A 17983-nucleotide genomic window follows, 5' to 3' on the forward strand; every position below is an offset into this window, starting at 1 on the left:
CTGTTTTTATAAGATTAATTGGCATTTAAACACAGTTTGATAGCACTAAGCTCTGTACAATAATTGTTTTCAATTTCATAACCTTGTGAGTGGTTAATTATCAACCATACAGTTGAGATTGCAAGGATAGTACGTGAGTTGTGATGTTAGATGTGGAAAGATTTCTTTATAATAACGGCCACATTAATTGACTGGAATTCCAGTGAAAATTTTACAAGTTAATCTTGGATAAACTATGAACGACGATTTTGAGAAAGATTTCAATCTTGGGGGGAGTGTAGAGCGAGCTTTGTCTGGCAACTACGAGCTTAAAGCTGGGGCTGTTTTCAATGAGGCTTGGCGAGCAACCATCCAGCACTTTTTATCCTTTTCTCCTGCTATTATTGTATTGCTTTTTGTCCAGTTAGGTATTTTCTATATCGCGTTACAACTGCAGTTGGGTGATCTGACCGTTATTCTTGATGCATTTGAGAATCCAGAATCATTCACTAACGATATTGTGGCTTCTATTTATGTCGCGAACTTTAGTTATGAGGTGATCAGCGCCCCAATTTATGCAGGGATCAGCTTGATGGCGATGAGCCATATAGCGGGCTTAAAGACTAAGTTGCGCCATGTAGGTAAAGGGCTGCAGTTTACTATTCCCGTGATCCTAGCAACGCTGATGAGCCTAATGCTGCAAGGCGTAGTTGGTATGATCTTCCCTCTACTGTCCCTGTATCTTTCTTTAGCGTTTAGTCACTCTATCTTGTTGATTTGTGAAAAAAGAGTGCCACCAATGCAGGCGCTACTGTTATCACTTCGCGCTATTAACAAGAAGATTTTTGTTGTCGCAGGGCTTTACTTAGGCGTGATGTTGATGTTTATTGTCGCAGCGATGTTCTACGGTATTGGCTTGATTTTTGTGTTGCCATTCTTCTTTCATTTGAAAGGCATACTCTACCGCGAAATGTTTGGAATTAAGCTCAAAATCGTTGCAACACAGAAAAACGACAATGATCACGATGGTAACTCACAGGTGTTTGATGCCTAATTCTTTAAAATCAATAAGTTTACGAGTGGCGGCTACCTGTATAGCCGCCACTTTCATTTCCATTGGACCGTATTTACACTACGAGCAACAGTTTAAATATGTTGAGAATCCTGATGTGCTGTCCGGGACAATTAAGCATGTCGATTTGTCTCATTTGCCACACATTGGTGATATCCCTGACTTCAACGCAATAAAAGACACCAAAGAGAAAAAAGCGGCGTTTTTTGATTTCTTAAGGCCTAAAATAGCACTTGAGAATCAACGAATTCGTCATGAACGAGCGTTTCTTACTTCTTTAAAGGTGGGACAAATCACTCAAGAGCAAGAAGGGGTCAAACGACGATTCGGAATATATTGTACGCTAAGAGCGTAACCTTATATTTATAAAGGAAAAAATATCTTCATTTTATTCTTTCTTACAAAGTGAAGTCTTTACCAGAGTCACCTTGCTTTTTAACCTTTGCAATAGTTGATCGGCTACAGCCTAAAAGGTGTTGAATCTGGGACCAACTTTTCCCCTCACTAAGTAAAAGTGCTACGTTTTCTCTCAGCTTGAGATCTGGTTTTCTTCCTTGGTACTTACCCAAGGCTTTTGCTTTCTGTATTCCTTGTGCTTGTCTTTTACGTCGAGTCTCATAATCATCCCTGGCCATTGCCGCAGCGAGATCAATCATAAACTCAGTGAGCACTTTTGAAATCATAGAACTTTCGGCGTTACCACTGAGGGCAGCGTGAGTCATTGGCTGGTCAAGAACAACAATATGAAGTCCTGCATCAACTAATTGATGTTTGAGCAGCTTCCATTGTTCATATGGCAATCTTGATAACCTATCAACCTTTTCGATAAGCAAAATATCATTTTGATGAGAATCATCTATTAAACGTGACAGTTCAGCTCTTTCTAGTTTAGAACCTGATTGGTTTTCAATATAGAAACTGGCAATACGTACACCTTTTTGGTTGGCAAACTGCTCTAATTCAGCTTTAGCTCGATTAGCGTCCTGTTCATCAGTTGATGCTCTTAGGTACCCTCGTATGAACATTTTTGTCACTTTGGTCTGTTTTAAGTATGGTATTCAATATTAGTTCACATAGGGTATAAAACCAATAATAAACGAACCAGTTTTTCAAAGATGTGATATGGTTTTCTTGAGGTGTACCCAATTCAGACTGCTTTATTTTAATCTAGGCATTGCTTAATCATAGAATTTGCGTTTGTTATCTGTAGGGCTGAGTGATTATTAAAATTGACGTGATTGTATATAGACAGAAATCTATATAGAATATAGTCTATACTAAGAAAGCAAAGATAAAACATGTGGAATGTAGTAACTAGACCGCTTTTTGACGAGTGGTTTCTATCACTAGATGAAAGCGATCAAATTAATGTCCGCGCATGCATCCAGGTTCTTCTTGAAAGAGGGCCTCAGCTGAGCAGACCATACGCTGATACTGTGGAAGATTCAAAGCACAGCAACATGAAAGAGTTGCGAGTGCAAAGCAATGGGAAACCTATACGAGCTTTCTTTGCTTTTGACCCAGAAAGAACAGGAATTATCTTATGTGGCGGTGACAAAACTGGCGATAAGAGATTCTACAAAAAGATGATTCCGATTGCTGATGCAGAACTTGATGAGCATTTAGAGGAACTTAAAAATGAAAAGTAACCCATTAAGCGTACTTGACGCAAAAATGTCACCAGAAGCACTTGCTGCCGCTAAAGAAAAAGCAGCGGATATGCTTCTTGATATTCGACTTGCTGAGCTTCGAGAGATCACCCATCTATCTCAAGTAGAAGTCGCTAAAGCTATGGGCATTAGCCAACCATCAGTTGCAAATTTAGAGAAATCTGGCAAAGATTTACGTCTTAGCTCTCTAAAGAAATACATCGAAGCGACCGGTGGTAAGCTTCGCATTGATGTAGAACTGCCAGACGGAAAACATTTTGGCTTCCCAGTGTAATGCTGAAATGCTTGTCTGAGTTGCATATTAGGTTGTTTGCCCTGCTTGTAGGGACGCAAGGGCGGTAACAAATCATACTAAAATGGCAGCGATGCGGGACGCTGCCATTTCTAAATCAAAATTGCCCCAAAGAGTGTTTAGCCAGTTTTTCAGTAAGAGAGAAACTGACTAGTTTCACCTTACAAAAACTAATCATCTAACCTCCAATCATTGACCCCAAAAAAAACTATCCATTTTCTACCGTCTGGACATTGATCGCTCGTTCTCTGATGCGGTCTAGATCAGGTATTTCTTTATGTACTTTGTGGTACATTATATTGGAAAAGTTAGACAGTGATGGTGTGTTGCGCGATGAAGAAAGAAGAGTAATACAAAGAGCCTACTGAGATGGAAGCTATTCAATTGACATGGTTCATCTAGTTGCACATTGTGGGCTAATTATTAAACTAAACTACTTAAAAAGTAGTTTTCATTCAACGAGCGACTAAACATGCAGTCCAAAAAACAGAATCTAATTAAAAAAGCGTTGAAGCTCAGTATTATTGGGTATGGTTGTGTATTGCTGGTTTGTTCTCTAATTGTCCTTTCTTACTTTTTTGGGGTGGAATGGATTTATCGTCCCGTCGCCAATGGTCCCGCGACTCATCCCTTGACCACTATAATTCTACTAGTGTTGTCACTAGCTGGTGTTTTAGTAAGAACATTGACTAAATGGGCTAGATTTTTATTAGTCTTTGCTGGTATTTGTTTGGTTACACGTCTTCAGCAAGAATTGACGGGAAATAATATTGTCGATGAAGTCCTTAGCCTGAATGCTACTTTTTCCTACTTACTAAGCATGTCTGCACCCATGAAAATGGGTAGTAACACCACATATATGCTTAGCTCCATCTTCATTGCATTGGTTTTCATGTTAAGGCAACGGTTTTGCTACCTCACACAAGTGATAGCGATTTTCTCCATTTTTTTACCACTATTATCGATGGTCGGGTACCTCTATAACGTTGATAATTTTCATGGCCAAATGTCACCTACAACGACTGTATTAGGGATGGTGCTGAGTATTTCAACCATATGCTTAGAGTCTAACAAAGGCATTGTACACGCATTGCTTGCTCCTACTTTTGGTGCCCGTATTGTTCGTTGGCAATTGATTGTAGGTGCGGGGATATTCTTAGTTGGTGGGTACATCATCACTCAAATACAAGAACAAGAAAAGGCGATTGCTCTATATGCCGTTTCAGTATGTTTTTGTTTCATTCTCATTATGTTAGTAAGTGCGGTGTCATATGAATGGTATGATAAGCAACGGAGAATATTAGAAGAAGAGCTTTCTGTCAGCGCCATTACGGACAGGCTAACGAATGTAAATAATAGAATGGCCTTAGATAAAGATATGAGCCTTCTCGTAAACAAACGTCCAGAGCAAAAAAAGGAAATTTCAGTTTTATTGATAGATGTCGATCATTTTAAGTCATTTAATGACACATATGGTCATTTAGTTGGTGATATCGTGCTTAAGACGGTTGCTCAGATCATAAAGGCTAATATACGTAATACAGATGCTGTATATCGCTACGGTGGTGAGGAGTTTGTCGTAGTGTTATTACAATGCGAACTACATAAAGCAGCCCAGATAGCGGAGAAGCTTAGAAAGAAAGTATGTGAAAAAAATTTGAGTTCTATCTTGGAAGTAACTGCACACACACACGTTTCGGTATCAATTGGCTGTTCTAGTTTATCTCAAGCTAATAGTGCTGATGAGGTTTTCAAACTGGCTGATAAGGCTTTGTATACAGCAAAAGAAAATGGTCGAAATCAAGTCTGTATTGGAGAAGCGATTAATAAATGCCAATTTGGAACGTGATGCATCCAAATTGTTATAACCTAGTCACGTTGAATACTATTTTGCAATTGGACACGGTTAATTTTTCAAATGCGAACCTAGCAAATCATCAAACACGTTTGTCCAGAGCCTTCACAGTGCACAAGTACTAGTAGGACAATCTCTACGGGATGCAATCTCTACGGGATGCTAGATAACAAATTCCTGCCCCATTATTTGCTAGACCTTTTACTCGTTCACATCCTTTTCATGGGCTTTTCCCCTACAAAAACTTATCCATTCTTCTAGTGGTGTTCGTTTGTAAACCCCAGTGTTGTATTACGGGGGTAAATTCCAAGAATAGGCGAAATTTGTCTAGGAGATCGGTGGAGGTCCAACTCACTTAACTCGGTGTCCAAAACTGACGGTGCGGATCACTTTTCCTACCCCCTCTCTCCAAAATTTGAGTAAATACCTCTTTTCAAAGCTCTCTACGGTAAGTGGTTTGGAGTATTTAAATCCTTGAACTCTTGACACATTCATAGAGTTACAAGCTCTGTGTTGCTCAGGAGTTTCTATTCCCTCAGCAATAATCTCATAGTTAAGTGAGCGTGCAAATGCACAGATGGCTTCAAACAACTGCCGAGAAGTGTGAACTTCGATATCCTTTAAAAAGCTGCGATCAATTTTGATAATATCGATTGGAAAATATTTGAGATGAGATAAGGATGAATAGCCAGTACCAAAATCATCAATGGCGATTTGAATACCTAACCGACTGAGCTCGTTTAACGTTTTCGAAGCGTTGCCTTTCGGGAGTAAACAGTTTTCAGTAATTTCAAACTCAATGTGAGAAGCACCGACTCCATACAAATGCAAAAATGCAGCAACCCTTTCGACCAGTTGAGGAGCGGATAGTTGTTTCGGAGAAAGGTTCACTGCTAACGTAAAAGACTCAGGAAAGACGCATGCTGTTCGCCATATCGACATTTGCCTAATCGCCGTTTCAATCACCCATTCACCAATATTCTCAATGAGCCCAGACTCTTCTGCAATTGGAATAAATACGTCTGGTGGGACGAAGCCTAGATCTGGATGATACCAACGAATCAACGCTTCGGCGCCAACAAGTCGCATTGATTTGTCAAATTGAGGTTGATAATGTAATTCGAATTCCTCTTTTTGTATGGCTTGCTTAAGGTTACTTTCAATGCGTAAACGTTGATCAACCTCATCATGAAAGGCTTTACAATAGTACTGTGCCTGTTTTCGACCTTTCTCTTTTGCCCTGTATAGCGCGATATCTGAACACTTTCTCAACTCTAATGAGTTTGATGCACACTCAGGATAACTGGCTACCCCGATGCTAATTGAAACCTCAATACATTGCTGGTCAATGTTGAAATTACTTTCAAACGCAGAGAGTATACGTCGTACAATTAAGTCAACCTGCTCTTCAGACGCTAAGTTAGTTGCAATCACTGCAAACTCGTCACCTCCTATACGAAATAGAGAATCACTATCTCGAGTGTTGTATTGAAGTCTTTGTGCTACTTCCTGTAAAACATGATCTCCCGTGACATGTCCATATTGGTCATTGATGTCTTTAAAACGATCCACATCGATGAGCAAGAGCGCTAAAGGTGTTTGACTGCGTGAAGCCATGAGTAAAAATTTCTTTAAGCGTTCATCAAAAAAGTGTCGATTAAATACCCCTGTTAACGTATCAGTCTCAGCCAGTTGTTTTAGCTGAGTGTGAGTCTCGAGTACCTTTTGCTCTAAAAAGTAGCGCTCTGTTGCGATGACAATCGCTCTTCTCAAGCGGATCGAAGAAATTTCATTTTTCATCACGAAGTCTTGAGCACCCATCTCAATACACTTCAAAGCCAACTCTTCGTCATTACTATGGCTGAGCATGACAATAGACGTGGAAAAATCCGAATTTGATTTGAGTGCAATGAGCACTTCCATCCCCGTTGATGGTGGCAGTTGATAGTCCAGTAAAATCACATCAAAAGATTGTTTAAGGGCTTTGTCTAACCCTTCATGATCAGTTTGCGCTTCTTCTATTATCGAGATAGGCAAATCTGTACTACGCAATGTTTTCTTAATTGCAAGTCTATCGATGGTATCGTCATCAATAATTAATACTTTCATATGCTGCCGCCATGAGTCATTGAACTGGTAATTCTACGATGCGCCAGTAGTTATCTAAAAAAGCAAGAACTTCATTAAAGTCCTGGCTCACCGAAGATTTGACCATGTAACCTGCGATATTTTTTTCATACGCTGCCGTAATTTCTTCATCTCTTCTCGAGGTAGTTAGCACAAAAATCACTAGAGAGCAGAGCTCATCATCTCTTCTCACTTCACCAAGAAATTCAAGCCCATTCATTCGAGGCATGTTTAAATCGAGAAGCACAATACAAGGGGGAGGTATTTCCCCATTTCGCAAGCATTCTAAGGCTTCTATTCCATCTCTAGCTCGGTAAATAGGGTTAAGTAACTTCAAAGTGTTGAGTGCTCGCTCGATGCCCATTGCATCAATATCATCGTCTTCCACTAAGAGAATATTAACAGGTTTACATTCAGGGGATGTCATGAGGCTTCCTTAACGAGTTCGGGGCTATTTTTGGGCCATGAAAAATGAAAAGCACATCCTCCGAATGAGCTAGAGCCGATAGAATAATGGCATGAGTATAAATCCAGAACTTTCTTGATAATAGAAAGACCTAAACCACTTCCTTCAACAGTGTCTCTCGGTTGTAAGGTATGAAACAATTCAAACACTCTCTCCCTGAATTGTTCTGGGATCCCTGGTCCATCATCTTCAACCACAAACTGATACATGTCTCCGATATCCTCTCCTGAGACATAAATGGTTCCTATTTCCTTGTGGTGATGTTTGACGGCGTTGCTGATTAAATTACGAAGTATTAATTCAAGAGGTGTAGTTAATGTCTCAAACTCTCCGATATGGTTGTGGCAAACCAAAGAGATCTTACGTTGGGGAGAAATAAGTTCTAATGTCTCTTCACAATATTGCTCGAGATTAAATCTCCCTAGCTGGCCAGGCTTACGCCCCACACGAGAGTAAGCGAGTAAATCATCCAACAGTTTTTCCAACCTCTGCACGCGGTTGCTCAGCAAAGACGCATATTGTTCTGTTTGAGGGGTTAAAAACTCCGATAATTCCTCGATTAACCAAGTCACTAGCTGGGAAATGCCGCGTAAAGGGGCTTTCAGATCATGAGAGGCGACATAGGCGAACTGATCAAGTTCTCTATTTGCCTCTTGCAATGCTTGATTTCTGACCTGAAGGTCTTTTGTGACCGTTTCTAACTTGTCTGTGCGCAATTGTAAATCTTTGGTTAAATGCTTTGCATACTCATCGACTCGCTCTTTTTCACGAACCAACATGAGAAATAGGATAAATAACAAGACATCCACGATAATACCGAAGATAAGAATAAGCAGAGGTTGAGTGGTATTTTGCTGCGCTTCAAACAACGGCGAACTTTGAATAACGAAGGTCCAAACTCTACCGTATATATTCAACTCTAGAGTTTGTGTAAAGTGCGGATCTGAATGATGGCGCATGTTTGATACATTAAGATCACTGTACAGTAATTCTTGATTATCATAGAGACTGAAATTCACAAGTCGTTTCTCTCCAGAGAGAGTCCCGTTCATCAATTTATTTACAATAAATGGGGCGTAAACTAAACCTAAGAAACCATCTTTTGTATCTCCGTAGTACTCAGGAACTTCATCAGAAAACCAGGGGGCATAAAACAGAAACCCCGGCGCCTTTTCTGAGTCTTGAACTAAGGTAATTGGAGCAGTGATGGTGGCTGTATTTGTTAATCTGGCGTTTTTGGCTGCGGTGTATCGGTTGTTTTCATGTGCCATGTCTAGTCCCACGGCCTTTAGGTTATTTTGCATTGGTTCAATGTAGGTAATAGGCCAATATTCGGAAGCAGTTCGAGCAGGATGCGGCATATATTCAGACAGTTGCTTTCTTTGCCATTCTAAATACCCCTTTATTTTGTTATCAGGAACGTAGTGAATAACACCAATACCGTTGATGCCTGGAAAGTGTCGAGGGACATCAAACTGGTCAGCAAAAATTTTCCAGTCTGCTCTTGAGGCAGGCGCTTGATACATATGTAAGGCTGACACTCCTGCGAGCAGTGCCTCCTCATATTTCGACATCCGCTCTTGTACGAGTTCGACCAACTGATGGGCTTGAAACTCAAATTGAGTTTTTGCTTTTTGTTCCACCTGACTCGAGGTTACCGCCCAAGCGGTAAGAGTGAGCACGGCTGACAAAAAAAGTACAAGCCAATGATACCAATGGAGTGTACTTGCCCGTTGAGTCAATAAAGTTATCGTCAAAATTTAACTAACCTTTGTAATTATTATATGTAAATCAACATAATTGATTATTAAATTATATGCAAATATGTTCTTTTTTTATGTTTTCTTGTTTGATTTTATGGCGGGTGGGGTTCAACATACGGTAAATCCACTCGTTACTGAGATTGGTCAGGTCATAACGGGAAATGCTCAAGGGAGAAAAATGGATAAAGAAATCACCGTTTTTGATAGCTCTGGCATTGCCATTCAGGATCTATTTGTCGCAGCAAAACTATTAGATTTGGTCGATAGAAAGGCTGCTGAATAATTTAGTCTGTCCAGTTGTGTTCACATACTAAAAGTGACTTTGCCATACCTAAAGTAATTCATGAAAAACTACATTAGCAAAGTCACTAGCAAACTTTTGTCCATTTCCGAGTTACGATACTGATTTTCAGTGTGTGATCACCAAGCGATTCTGTCGTACCTCACACCTATGAAACCGGATTGTCAACATCGTGTTTTAATCGAAGCATTTATCTGGTTAGCTAAGTGTGTGTCCTTTTGACATAGCTACCGGAGGAAATAAGATTGCCACGCAAAACCCTCTTCACGTTATCTGAACGTGAAACATTAACGGCATTTCCTCAAGAGCATCATGATCTTGTCCGACACTACCTATTTAACGATGCCGACCTTGCCCTTATTAACCAAAGGAGAGGGAAACACAATAGACTTGGGTTTGCTATTCAGCTTTGCTACTTGCGATATCCCGGAAAACCCATCCCTCCAGATGAAGAACCTCCAGCCCACCTGCTGTCTTTCGTAAGTGAACAACTCGGTGTACCGGTAACACATTGGAAGAGGTATGCGGTAAGAAAGACGACCCGCAGGGAACATCTCACTGAGCTGATGAACTGGTTAGGGATGGCCTCTTTTACTCTGTCCCATTTTCGTTTGTCCGTACAATATTTACTAAAGACTTCGGTCCAAACCGAATCAGGTATGGTGCTTACCAAAACGTTGCTGGATTATCTACGCACCCAAAAGATAGTTATTCCTGGCATGGACGTATTGGAAAGGATATGCGCGGAAGCGATCACTCTCGGAACGAAGAGAGTATATCGTGCACTGACATCGGAATTGTCTGAAGGTCAAAAAGAGCAATTGGATCGACTTCTACTGATGCGGAACCAGCAAAGCCAGACGTTTATTAACTGGTTACGGCAGCCACATGGTTTTCCCAATGCTAAGCACGTTCTAAAACATATAGAGAGAATTGAATATATTCAGGCACTATCGCTACCTGATGGTCTGGAAAAAATGGTTCATCAAAATAGGCTCAGAAAAATAGCCCGTGAAGGTGGTCAAATGACACCACAACATCTCAGGGATTTTGAACCGTTAAGACGACATGCAACACTGGCGGCTGTGGTACTTGATACAAGAGCCACTTTGATTGATGAACTCATAGATATGCATGACCGAATTATGGCTAGTAAAGAGAATGTTGCCAGACGAAAACATGCTGAACAGTTTCAAAGCTCAGGCAAGCAAATTAATGAGCAACTAAAGGTACTGTCACAGGCCGGACGCCTTATTCAGAAAGCCAGAGAATCAAAAAGTGATCCATTTGATGCTATTGAAACCTCCATTGGCTGGCAGGTCTTTCTTGATAGTATCAAAAGCGCAGAGCAACTTAGTCAACCAGAGTTTGATCACCTTACTCTCATCATTGATGCGTATCCTCAGTTACGCCGTTACACTCCGGCGTTTCTCGATGCACTGGAATTAAAGGCGGCTCCAGTCAGCCAGTCTCTACTTGATGCGGTAAATGTTCTTCGCAAACTGAACCTGACAAAAGCGCGTAAGTTACCCAAAGACGTACCAACTGACTTTATTCGAAAACGATGGGCTTCCCTTGTTTTTACTGAGGAAGGAATAAATAAAAAGTATTATGAACTTTGTGTCCTTTCAGAACTGAAAAATGCGCTTCGTTCGGGTGACATATGGGTTCGTCATTCCCGACAGTTTATGGACTTTGATGATTACCTGCTTCCGCTTGATAAATATCGCGCACTGTTTAGCCAACAAGAGTTAGGACTGAATATTGAAACTGACGGTGAATTATTCCTTGAACAGAAAAAGAACCAGTTAGTCACCGCATTGAAACGGGTCGAACTCCATGCTGCTGACAACAACCTTCCCGGTACGATAGTGACTGCCAGCGGAATGCGCATTACACCGTTGACGAACTCTGTTCCAGATGAGGCTGAGAAGTTAATCAGGAAGGTATCAGCACTTATGCCTAAAGTGAAAATAACCGAACTTCTGCTGGAGGTAGACAGATGGACAGATTTCTCACGCCATTTTACTCATTTGAAAGGGGGACAACCCGCATCTAACCGAGTAATGTTAATGACCGCTGTTCTTGCAGACGGAATCAACTTAGGTCTGACAAAAATGGCATCATCCTGCCCTGGTACTTCCTACGCTAAACTCTCTTGGTTACAGGCCTGGCATGTTCGAGACGATACTTACAGTAAAGCATTGGCTGAGCTGACAAATGCACAGCATCAACATCATTTTTCTCAATGGTGGGGTGATGGCACGACATCCTCTTCGGATGGGCAGCGATTTAATGCGGGAGGTCGGGGAGAATCCAAGGGACACTTTAATGCTAAATATGGCTCAGAGCCGGGAAGCCTTTTTTATACTCACATTTCAGATCACTATGCGCCGTTTTATACTCGGATCATCAACTCCCCTGCGAGAGATGCCACCTATGTACTGGATGGTCTTCTTAACCATGAATCTGAACTCCTTATTGAAGAACATTATACGGATACTGCCGGATTCACTGATCATGTATTTGCACTCATGCCAATATTGGGATTCAAATTTGCCCCACGAATACGTGATCTTTCAGATAAGAGACTGTATATAGCCGGTAATAAATCGGATTATCCGACATTAGGAGGGTTAATTGGCGGGGATGTGAACTTTGATTATATCGCCTTGCATTGGGACGATATTCTCAGATTATCTGCATCAATAGGAAAGGGAGTGGTCACAGCTTCTCTGATGCTGAGAAAACTCGGTAGCTATCCCCGTCAAAACGGATTGGCACTGGCATTGCGGGAGTTAGGGCGTATAGAACGCACTTTATTTACTCTGGAGTGGATGCAAGACATTAATCTTAGACGTCGAGTTCAGGCTGGTCTTAATAAAGGTGAAGCGAAAAATGCTCTTTCTCGGGCGGTTTTCTTTAACCGATTGGGAGAATTAAGAGACCGAAGCTTTGAAAACCAACGTTACCGCGCCAGTGGGCTTAATCTGGTTGTTGCTGCAATTATTTTATGGAATACAGAATACATCAGTCAGGCAGTAGAAACACTCCGCAACCGTGGGGAAATCATCGATGAAGCATTACTTAGCCACTTGTCTCCTTTAGGGTGGGAACATATAAATTTAACGGGGGATTACATATGGCCAGAACTGAAAAATTAATCGTTTAAAGTCATCATGTTACGCTCTTAGCGTACAATATTTTCCGAATCGTCGTGTGACCCCAAGAAGAGTACGCTCAGCGACTAGCGGCTCTGTATTCTTTGCCTTTGAGCGACAACAAAGTCGATCACGCGTGGTTGGGAGAAATGCTTGTGCGAGTGAATGTCTTACCAGAAGCGCTGGTTCTAACTCAAGCAGCAAATGAATCTGCGTGGGGCACTTCTCGTTTTGCCACTCAAGCGAACAACTTGTTCGGCCAATGGTGTTATAAAAAGGGCTGTGGAATTGTTCCTGCGCAACGTGGCGCAGGCAAAGCTCATGAAGTTGAAAAATTCGATTCTGTACAGCAGTCGGTTCATGGCTACTTTATGAATGTTAATCGAAACCCAGCGTATGCTGAACTACGTGAAATCAGAGCTTCTCTAGCCGAAAAGAACAAAGACCTGTTATCGGTCGCAACGGCGTCAGAGTTAACTCATGGATTGCTAGCATATTCTGAACGTGGCATTGCTTATGTACACGATCTTCGCGCTATGATTCGTCATAATAACGCCTACTGGACACAATAAAATAACGGATAAAATGAAAAAGTTAAGCCTAAGTCTATTGGGAAGTGCGGCGCTAATTCTTGTATCGCCAATAACCCAAGCTCAAGAGTACATGTTCACGTACTCGAAGTTATACACCCAACTCAAAAACAACAATAAAGAAGGGCATGACGACGTGAAAGTTGGTGTCTTCTTTGTGGATGCGAAAACTAAGCAAATTTGTACAATAGAAAAAGCTTGGATGGAAAAAGAAGAGCACTATGAAGAGTTTGTTATCCCTGCTTCACAAGAGTTGCCTCTGCCAGTCGATAAAAACTTAAAGTCAGCGAATCCGTTGGTTTTTGTCGATACTCCAAAAGATACTCGCTGCGATTACTCACTTGTCGTGATGGCCAAAGAACCATTACAGGGTAACGTTTCTTACGAGCAACTTAAGCCTCTTCTACCTCAAATGCAGACGATGCTGGAAGATTTAGGCGGTATGTTTGCGGGTTGGTTTACACCTGAAGTTCAAGGTGTGACGATGGAGTTTGCAAATCAACTGAATGATAAAGTGATTTTCTCAAACGGAACCGAAAAGCCAATTGTCAATGGCAAGATACAAGTCGCACTAAGTGAAATAGGGCAAGGTGGCACAATGACACTACCAGAACCGACGATGCGAGTGCTACCTTATCTGCCTAACGCAAAGAAGTGAACACTGAGAGTTTAGAAAGGGCTGCAATTGCGGCTCTTTTTTCATTTGTGACCGTAACTAAAGTATCTTTCACACTCTTTTCTTAAAGACTCAATAAGACAAGCATTTAATCCTGCGTAAAAAGCTCGTATAATCCACGCCCCAAAGAAACCCATGTTAGGAAGTCCTAGTCGATTTATCGGCGATGTGAGAGCCCGCAATGAACCAAATAGATACAAGAAAAGAAACCCTAGAATTCAACAAGCTTCAGAAACGCCTGAGAAGACATGTTGGAAATGCCATTACTGATTACAACATGATTGAAGAAGGCGATGTTGTGATGGCATGTATTAGCGGTGGTAAAGATTCATTCGCGATGCTTGATATCCTGTTGAATCTTCAGAAAGCTGCGCCAATCAAATTTGAAGTGGTTGCGGTAAACTTAGACCAAAAACAACCGGGCTTCCCTGAGCATATTCTGCCTGAGTATTTCGAAACACTGAATATCCCTTACTACATCGTAGATAAGGACACGTATTCAGTCGTAAAAGAGAAGGTGCCAGAAGGCAAAACCACTTGTGGTCTGTGTTCACGCCTACGACGTGGTACGTTGTATTCATTTGCAGAGAAGATTGGTGCAACTAAGCTTGCGCTAGGTCATCACATGGATGACATCGTCGAAACAATGTTCTTGAATATGTTCCACGGCTCTCGCCTTAAAGCGATGCCACCAAAGCTGCGCTCTGATGATGGTCGTAACGTGGTCATTCGTCCATTGACTTACTGTCGTGAAAAAGATCTGATCAAATACGCTGAACACAAGGATTTCCCAATTATTCCGTGTAACCTTTGTGGTTCTCAAGAGAACCTTCAGCGTCAATCTATAAAAGCAATGTTGATTGAATGGGATAAGAAGACGCCAGGGCGTGTGGAAGCGATTTTTAAATCAATTCAAAACGTAAGCCCAAGCCAACTAGCAGACCGCGAATTGTTCGACTTTGTTAACTTACCGCTAGACCGTGAAGGTAACCGCGAAGAGTATGAATTTAATGAGGCTGTCGTTTCTTCGACGAATATTGATGAATCAATGTTCATCGATGTTACGAACATCTAACTCGTAAAAAGGAGGTCAATTAGACCTCCTTTTTTGTATTCAACGCTTTAACTGTCCCCAAACAAAAATCCCCCTTTATTAGGGGGATCTATTAGCGTCTGTTTGAAAGCGCTCATAAAGAGAGATTAGGTTGCTGTGTTTGGATCAAGAGGACTAATGTAGCCTTTTGGTTTTAGAGCCAATACATCGCAATTTATTTTATCGATCACGTGCTCAGCTGTATTACCAATAAAGACAGCAGAAAGCCCGGTTCGCCCTGTGGTGCCTAAAATAACCATTGCAGCATTCAAGCGCTCTGCTGCTGCTGGAATGACATCTTCAGGTAAGCCTTGCTCAACAATCGTTTGCTCTTCATCAAGGCCGTGTTTTTGGCGTAATGCTTTCATCGCAGTTAAGTGATGACCTCGAACGGCATCGGTATAAGTCGTTGGATCAAACTCAGGAAGTTCAATGGTAATGTTCGCCGGTGTAACGGGATACGCATTAACAAGGTATGGTTTGGCATCCAGTCGGGTGGTGACTTCTTTTAGTCGCTCGACCATGGCATCGTTGAGATCAATATGAGTTGGATTTTCAGAGCCTACGTGCACCGAGGCAAGAATGCTTGCTTGTTCTGGCCAATCTGCATTTTTAATCAGAAGTACTGGGATAGGGCATTTACGTAACAAGTGCCAATCGGTCGGAGTGAAAATCACAGATTCTAACACGTCGTGCTTACGTGTGCCTTTAATGACTAGGTCATGGCTGCCTGCATAGACCTCAGCGATAATTGCTTCGTAAGGACGGTTGTGCCAGACGACACATACATCAAAGTCGAAGCCATCGTTTAGATAAGGTTGAGCAATTTTACGCATCCACTGCTCACGTTGATGGATAACACCTCGACGCATAGCATCTCTTTCATCCACTGATAGCATTGACGTCATGTCATAAGAGAAATCGTAAATGGATAAAAAGAAAGTGATTCGGCTTCTAGATACACTTTTTTGAGCTAATTGAACAGCTCTTGCAAGTGCGGGCTGCTCATCATTATTGATGTCAGCTACAACAAGGATCTTACTGTATATACTCATAACTAAGCCCACTTCTATTGCAAAACCAGATACTGAATATAAATTAAATCAGTATTTTGGAGTACTCACCGTACATTTTTACTGTAGCTTAGTTTGGGTAACTTTTTGAGGACTTTCGAAAGGAATTTATGAGAAACATGATGTAGCTCATTTTCGAGCTACATCAATAATTGGGGTGTATTATTCTTTAGTTACACCAGCAAGTTCCATCAATGCATCGTGGTCTAAGATAGTGATATATTTACCTTTTACACTTAGGATCTCGGATTTCTGGAAACGACCCAACAAGCGACTGATTGTTTCCACTGTAAGACCAAGATAGTTACCAATATCACCACGAGTCATCGTTAAACGAAACTCTCTAGGGCTGAAGCCACGTTGAGAAAAACGAGTTGATAGGTTGTATAGGAAAGCCGCTAGACGTTCTTCTGCATTCTTTTTAGAAAGAAGCAAAATCATTTCCTGATCACCTTTAATTTCGTTACTCATCAAACGCATAATTTGCTGGCGAAGCTTAGGCATTTTACCTGATAGGTCGTCTAAAATTTCGTATGGGATTTCACATACCATCGACGTTTCAAGCGCTTGAGCAAAGCTAGGGTGGGAGTCACCTGTAATGGCATCGAAACCAACTAGGTCTCCGGCCAAGTGAAACGCTGTGATTTGCTCATCACCTTGCTCTGTGATCGTATAGCTCTTGATGGTACCAGAGCGGATAGCGTACAGAGATTTTAGCTCGTCACCAGCCTTAAAAAGCTCTTGTCCTTTTTGGATAGGCTTCTTACGTTCGATGATTTGGTCAAGCTGATCAAGTTCTGCCTCATTCAGAGTGAACGGGATACACAGCTGACTAATGCTACAATCTTGGCAATGAATGGCGCAACCGCCTGATTGGATACGCTTTGTTGCAGGTTTTTCAGAAATCATAACAACCTTTCACTATTTGATATACATCAATATTTTAGCATCGCTTAATCCTAAAGGGTAGCAAAAATGTCACCTCAATAGAGTTTAACGTTATATGAAACCGAGCAACTCCATGGCTCCTACAGCAGTGTACGAACCATACCCAATAAGGATTAATGCTGAAATATTTCTAAATATTAACGATTTTTGTAATTTCTGAAAATGGTTGGCACCATATCCAATAATCAGCATTGCCGGAAGTGTTCCGAGGCCAAACGCGAGCATAATAAGACCACCGTTTATTGCGCTGCCTGAAACCGCCGACCAAGTTAGCGCAGAATAAACCAAGCCGCATGGTAACCAGCCCCAAATGAAGCCAAATGGTAAAGCATGAAGAGGGTGCTTTAATGGCAACAAACGCTTACCAGCAGGTGAGATAAAGCGCCAAATGTGCTGTCCTAACTTTTCTATTAACAGTAAACCTTGCCACCATCTAGCAATATAAAGCGCAACCAGAATCATGAACAGTGCGGCAATCAGCCTTAACCAAGCAAGAGAATGCGTTAATCCACTTAGCTCAGATAAACCTGATATTGCTCCGCCTACTAATGCACCGATTACGGCATAGCTGCTCAATCGCCCTAGGTTGTAGAAGAGTGGAATAAGGGGGGAGCTTTTACTTGTAGAAGAGCCCATGGTAAGCAGAGACGCGATACCACCACACATTCCCATGCAATGACCGGCCCCGACGAGGCCGATCATCAAAGCACCAATAAAGTCAGGAGTCATAAAGGTTGCTATTTTTTATCACTATTAGATTTGTCTTCTTCATCAAGAAGAATGTTATGTCCTTGTCGTTCTAGATCTTCAAACTGATCACTTCTTACTGCCCAAAGAAAAACGGCAACAGCAACACAAACGAGAACGATAGCGATGGGAATCAATATATAAAGACTTTCCATGTTTGCTTTCTCTAC

Annotated in this window: 17 protein-coding genes and 1 pseudogene; 10 read left to right on the forward strand and 8 right to left on the reverse strand. The window is 41.5% G+C overall.

Annotated features, from left to right (window positions below; genetic code table 11):
* Positions 1 to 235 precede the first annotated feature (235 nt).
* Positions 236 to 1033 carry a hypothetical protein gene (locus tag FKN08_RS04630; protein ID WP_053807419.1) on the forward strand — a complete coding sequence of 266 codons (798 nt, stop codon included), beginning with the start codon at positions 236 to 238 and terminating at the stop codon, positions 1031 to 1033.
* Positions 1026 to 1406, forward strand: coding sequence for a hypothetical protein (locus FKN08_RS04635; RefSeq protein WP_249373353.1), 381 nt, complete (start codon positions 1026 to 1028; stop codon positions 1404 to 1406). The genes FKN08_RS04630 and FKN08_RS04635 overlap by 8 nt, the downstream gene beginning before the upstream one ends.
* A 43-nt stretch (positions 1407 to 1449) precedes the next feature.
* Here the strand turns inward: FKN08_RS04635 and FKN08_RS04640 are convergent, their stop codons facing one another.
* Complete coding sequence (locus FKN08_RS04640) at positions 1450 to 2076, reverse strand: recombinase family protein (RefSeq protein WP_025590157.1); 627 nt, start codon at positions 2074 to 2076, stop codon at positions 1450 to 1452.
* A 273-nt stretch (positions 2077 to 2349) separates the two neighbouring features.
* Between FKN08_RS04640 and FKN08_RS04645 the strand changes: the two genes are divergently transcribed.
* The 3 genes from FKN08_RS04645 to FKN08_RS04655 all read left to right on the forward strand — a co-directional run bounded on the left by FKN08_RS04645 (position 2350) and on the right by FKN08_RS04655 (position 4862).
* The gene (locus FKN08_RS04645; RefSeq protein WP_025590155.1) at positions 2350 to 2700 is read left to right on the forward strand and encodes a type II toxin-antitoxin system RelE/ParE family toxin; all 351 of its coding nucleotides are present in this window, start codon (positions 2350 to 2352) and stop codon (positions 2698 to 2700) included.
* Positions 2690 to 2995, forward strand: coding sequence for a helix-turn-helix domain-containing protein (locus FKN08_RS04650; protein WP_025590153.1), 306 nt, complete (start codon positions 2690 to 2692; stop codon positions 2993 to 2995). The genes FKN08_RS04645 and FKN08_RS04650 overlap by 11 nt, the downstream gene beginning before the upstream one ends.
* 490 nt (positions 2996 to 3485) lie before the next feature.
* Positions 3486 to 4862: a GGDEF domain-containing protein gene (locus FKN08_RS04655; RefSeq protein WP_116920618.1), complete on the forward strand. Its 1377-nt coding sequence runs from the start codon at positions 3486 to 3488 to the stop codon at positions 4860 to 4862.
* Between the two features lie 357 nt (positions 4863 to 5219).
* Here FKN08_RS04655 and FKN08_RS04660 read toward each other — a convergent pair whose 3' ends face one another.
* Genes FKN08_RS04660 through FKN08_RS04670 form a run of 3 tightly spaced genes read right to left on the reverse strand, consistent with a single transcriptional unit; the run spans position 5220 to position 9104 of the window.
* Complete coding sequence (locus tag FKN08_RS04660; protein WP_140326808.1) at positions 5220 to 6977, reverse strand: GGDEF domain-containing response regulator; 1758 nt, start codon at positions 6975 to 6977, stop codon at positions 5220 to 5222.
* Positions 6978 to 6993: 16 nt separating this feature from the next.
* On the reverse strand, positions 6994 to 7422 hold the full coding sequence (locus tag FKN08_RS04665; RefSeq protein WP_025590354.1) for a response regulator: 429 nt from the start codon (positions 7420 to 7422) through the stop codon (positions 6994 to 6996).
* A complete protein-coding gene (locus FKN08_RS04670) occupies positions 7419 to 9104 on the reverse strand; it encodes a CHASE domain-containing protein (RefSeq protein WP_244813324.1) in 1686 nt (561 codons plus the stop codon). The genes FKN08_RS04665 and FKN08_RS04670 overlap by 4 nt, the downstream gene beginning before the upstream one ends.
* 157 nt (positions 9105 to 9261) lie before the next feature.
* Between FKN08_RS04670 and FKN08_RS04675 the strand changes: the two genes are divergently transcribed.
* The 5 genes and pseudogenes from FKN08_RS04675 to ttcA all read left to right on the forward strand — a co-directional run bounded on the left by FKN08_RS04675 (position 9262) and on the right by ttcA (position 15027).
* Positions 9262 to 9507 (forward strand): hypothetical protein, encoded by a 246-nt coding sequence (locus FKN08_RS04675; protein WP_244813325.1) that lies wholly within the window; start codon positions 9262 to 9264, stop codon positions 9505 to 9507.
* 263 nt (positions 9508 to 9770) lie between these two features.
* The gene (locus tag FKN08_RS04680; protein WP_029784183.1) at positions 9771 to 12689 is read left to right on the forward strand and encodes a Tn3 family transposase; all 2919 of its coding nucleotides are present in this window, start codon (positions 9771 to 9773) and stop codon (positions 12687 to 12689) included.
* A 71-nt stretch (positions 12690 to 12760) separates the two neighbouring features.
* Positions 12761 to 13258, forward strand: a pseudogene (locus FKN08_RS04685) (glucosaminidase domain-containing protein); the annotation flags it as partial.
* 13 nt (positions 13259 to 13271) lie between these two features.
* On the forward strand, positions 13272 to 13934 hold the full coding sequence (locus tag FKN08_RS04690; RefSeq protein WP_074190133.1) for a DUF2987 domain-containing protein: 663 nt from the start codon (positions 13272 to 13274) through the stop codon (positions 13932 to 13934).
* A 199-nt stretch (positions 13935 to 14133) separates the two neighbouring features.
* Positions 14134 to 15027, forward strand: coding sequence for a tRNA 2-thiocytidine(32) synthetase TtcA (gene ttcA, locus FKN08_RS04695; RefSeq protein WP_005377502.1), 894 nt, complete (start codon positions 14134 to 14136; stop codon positions 15025 to 15027).
* A 125-nt stretch (positions 15028 to 15152) separates the two neighbouring features.
* On the opposite strand, the gene uspE is transcribed toward ttcA, so the two are convergent.
* The 4 genes from uspE to ccoS all read right to left on the reverse strand — a co-directional run bounded on the left by uspE (position 15153) and on the right by ccoS (position 17968).
* Positions 15153 to 16100, reverse strand: coding sequence for a universal stress protein UspE (uspE, locus tag FKN08_RS04700; protein ID WP_053807422.1), 948 nt, complete (start codon positions 16098 to 16100; stop codon positions 15153 to 15155).
* Between the two features lie 180 nt (positions 16101 to 16280).
* Positions 16281 to 17027, reverse strand: a complete 747-nt coding sequence (locus tag FKN08_RS04705) for an FNR family transcription factor (RefSeq protein ID WP_005377497.1) — start codon at positions 17025 to 17027, stop codon at positions 16281 to 16283.
* Between the two features lie 90 nt (positions 17028 to 17117).
* The gene (locus FKN08_RS04710; RefSeq protein WP_006742590.1) at positions 17118 to 17795 is read right to left on the reverse strand and encodes a sulfite exporter TauE/SafE family protein; all 678 of its coding nucleotides are present in this window, start codon (positions 17793 to 17795) and stop codon (positions 17118 to 17120) included.
* A gap of 8 nt (positions 17796 to 17803) precedes the next feature.
* Complete coding sequence (gene ccoS / locus FKN08_RS04715; protein ID WP_012841826.1) at positions 17804 to 17968, reverse strand: cbb3-type cytochrome oxidase assembly protein CcoS; 165 nt, start codon at positions 17966 to 17968, stop codon at positions 17804 to 17806.
* Positions 17969 to 17983: the final 15 nt, after the last annotated feature.

The sequence above is a fragment of the Vibrio sp. 1-2 (7-a) genome (assembly GCF_013048515.1).
Classification (GTDB): domain Bacteria; phylum Pseudomonadota; class Gammaproteobacteria; order Enterobacterales; family Vibrionaceae; genus Vibrio; species Vibrio diabolicus.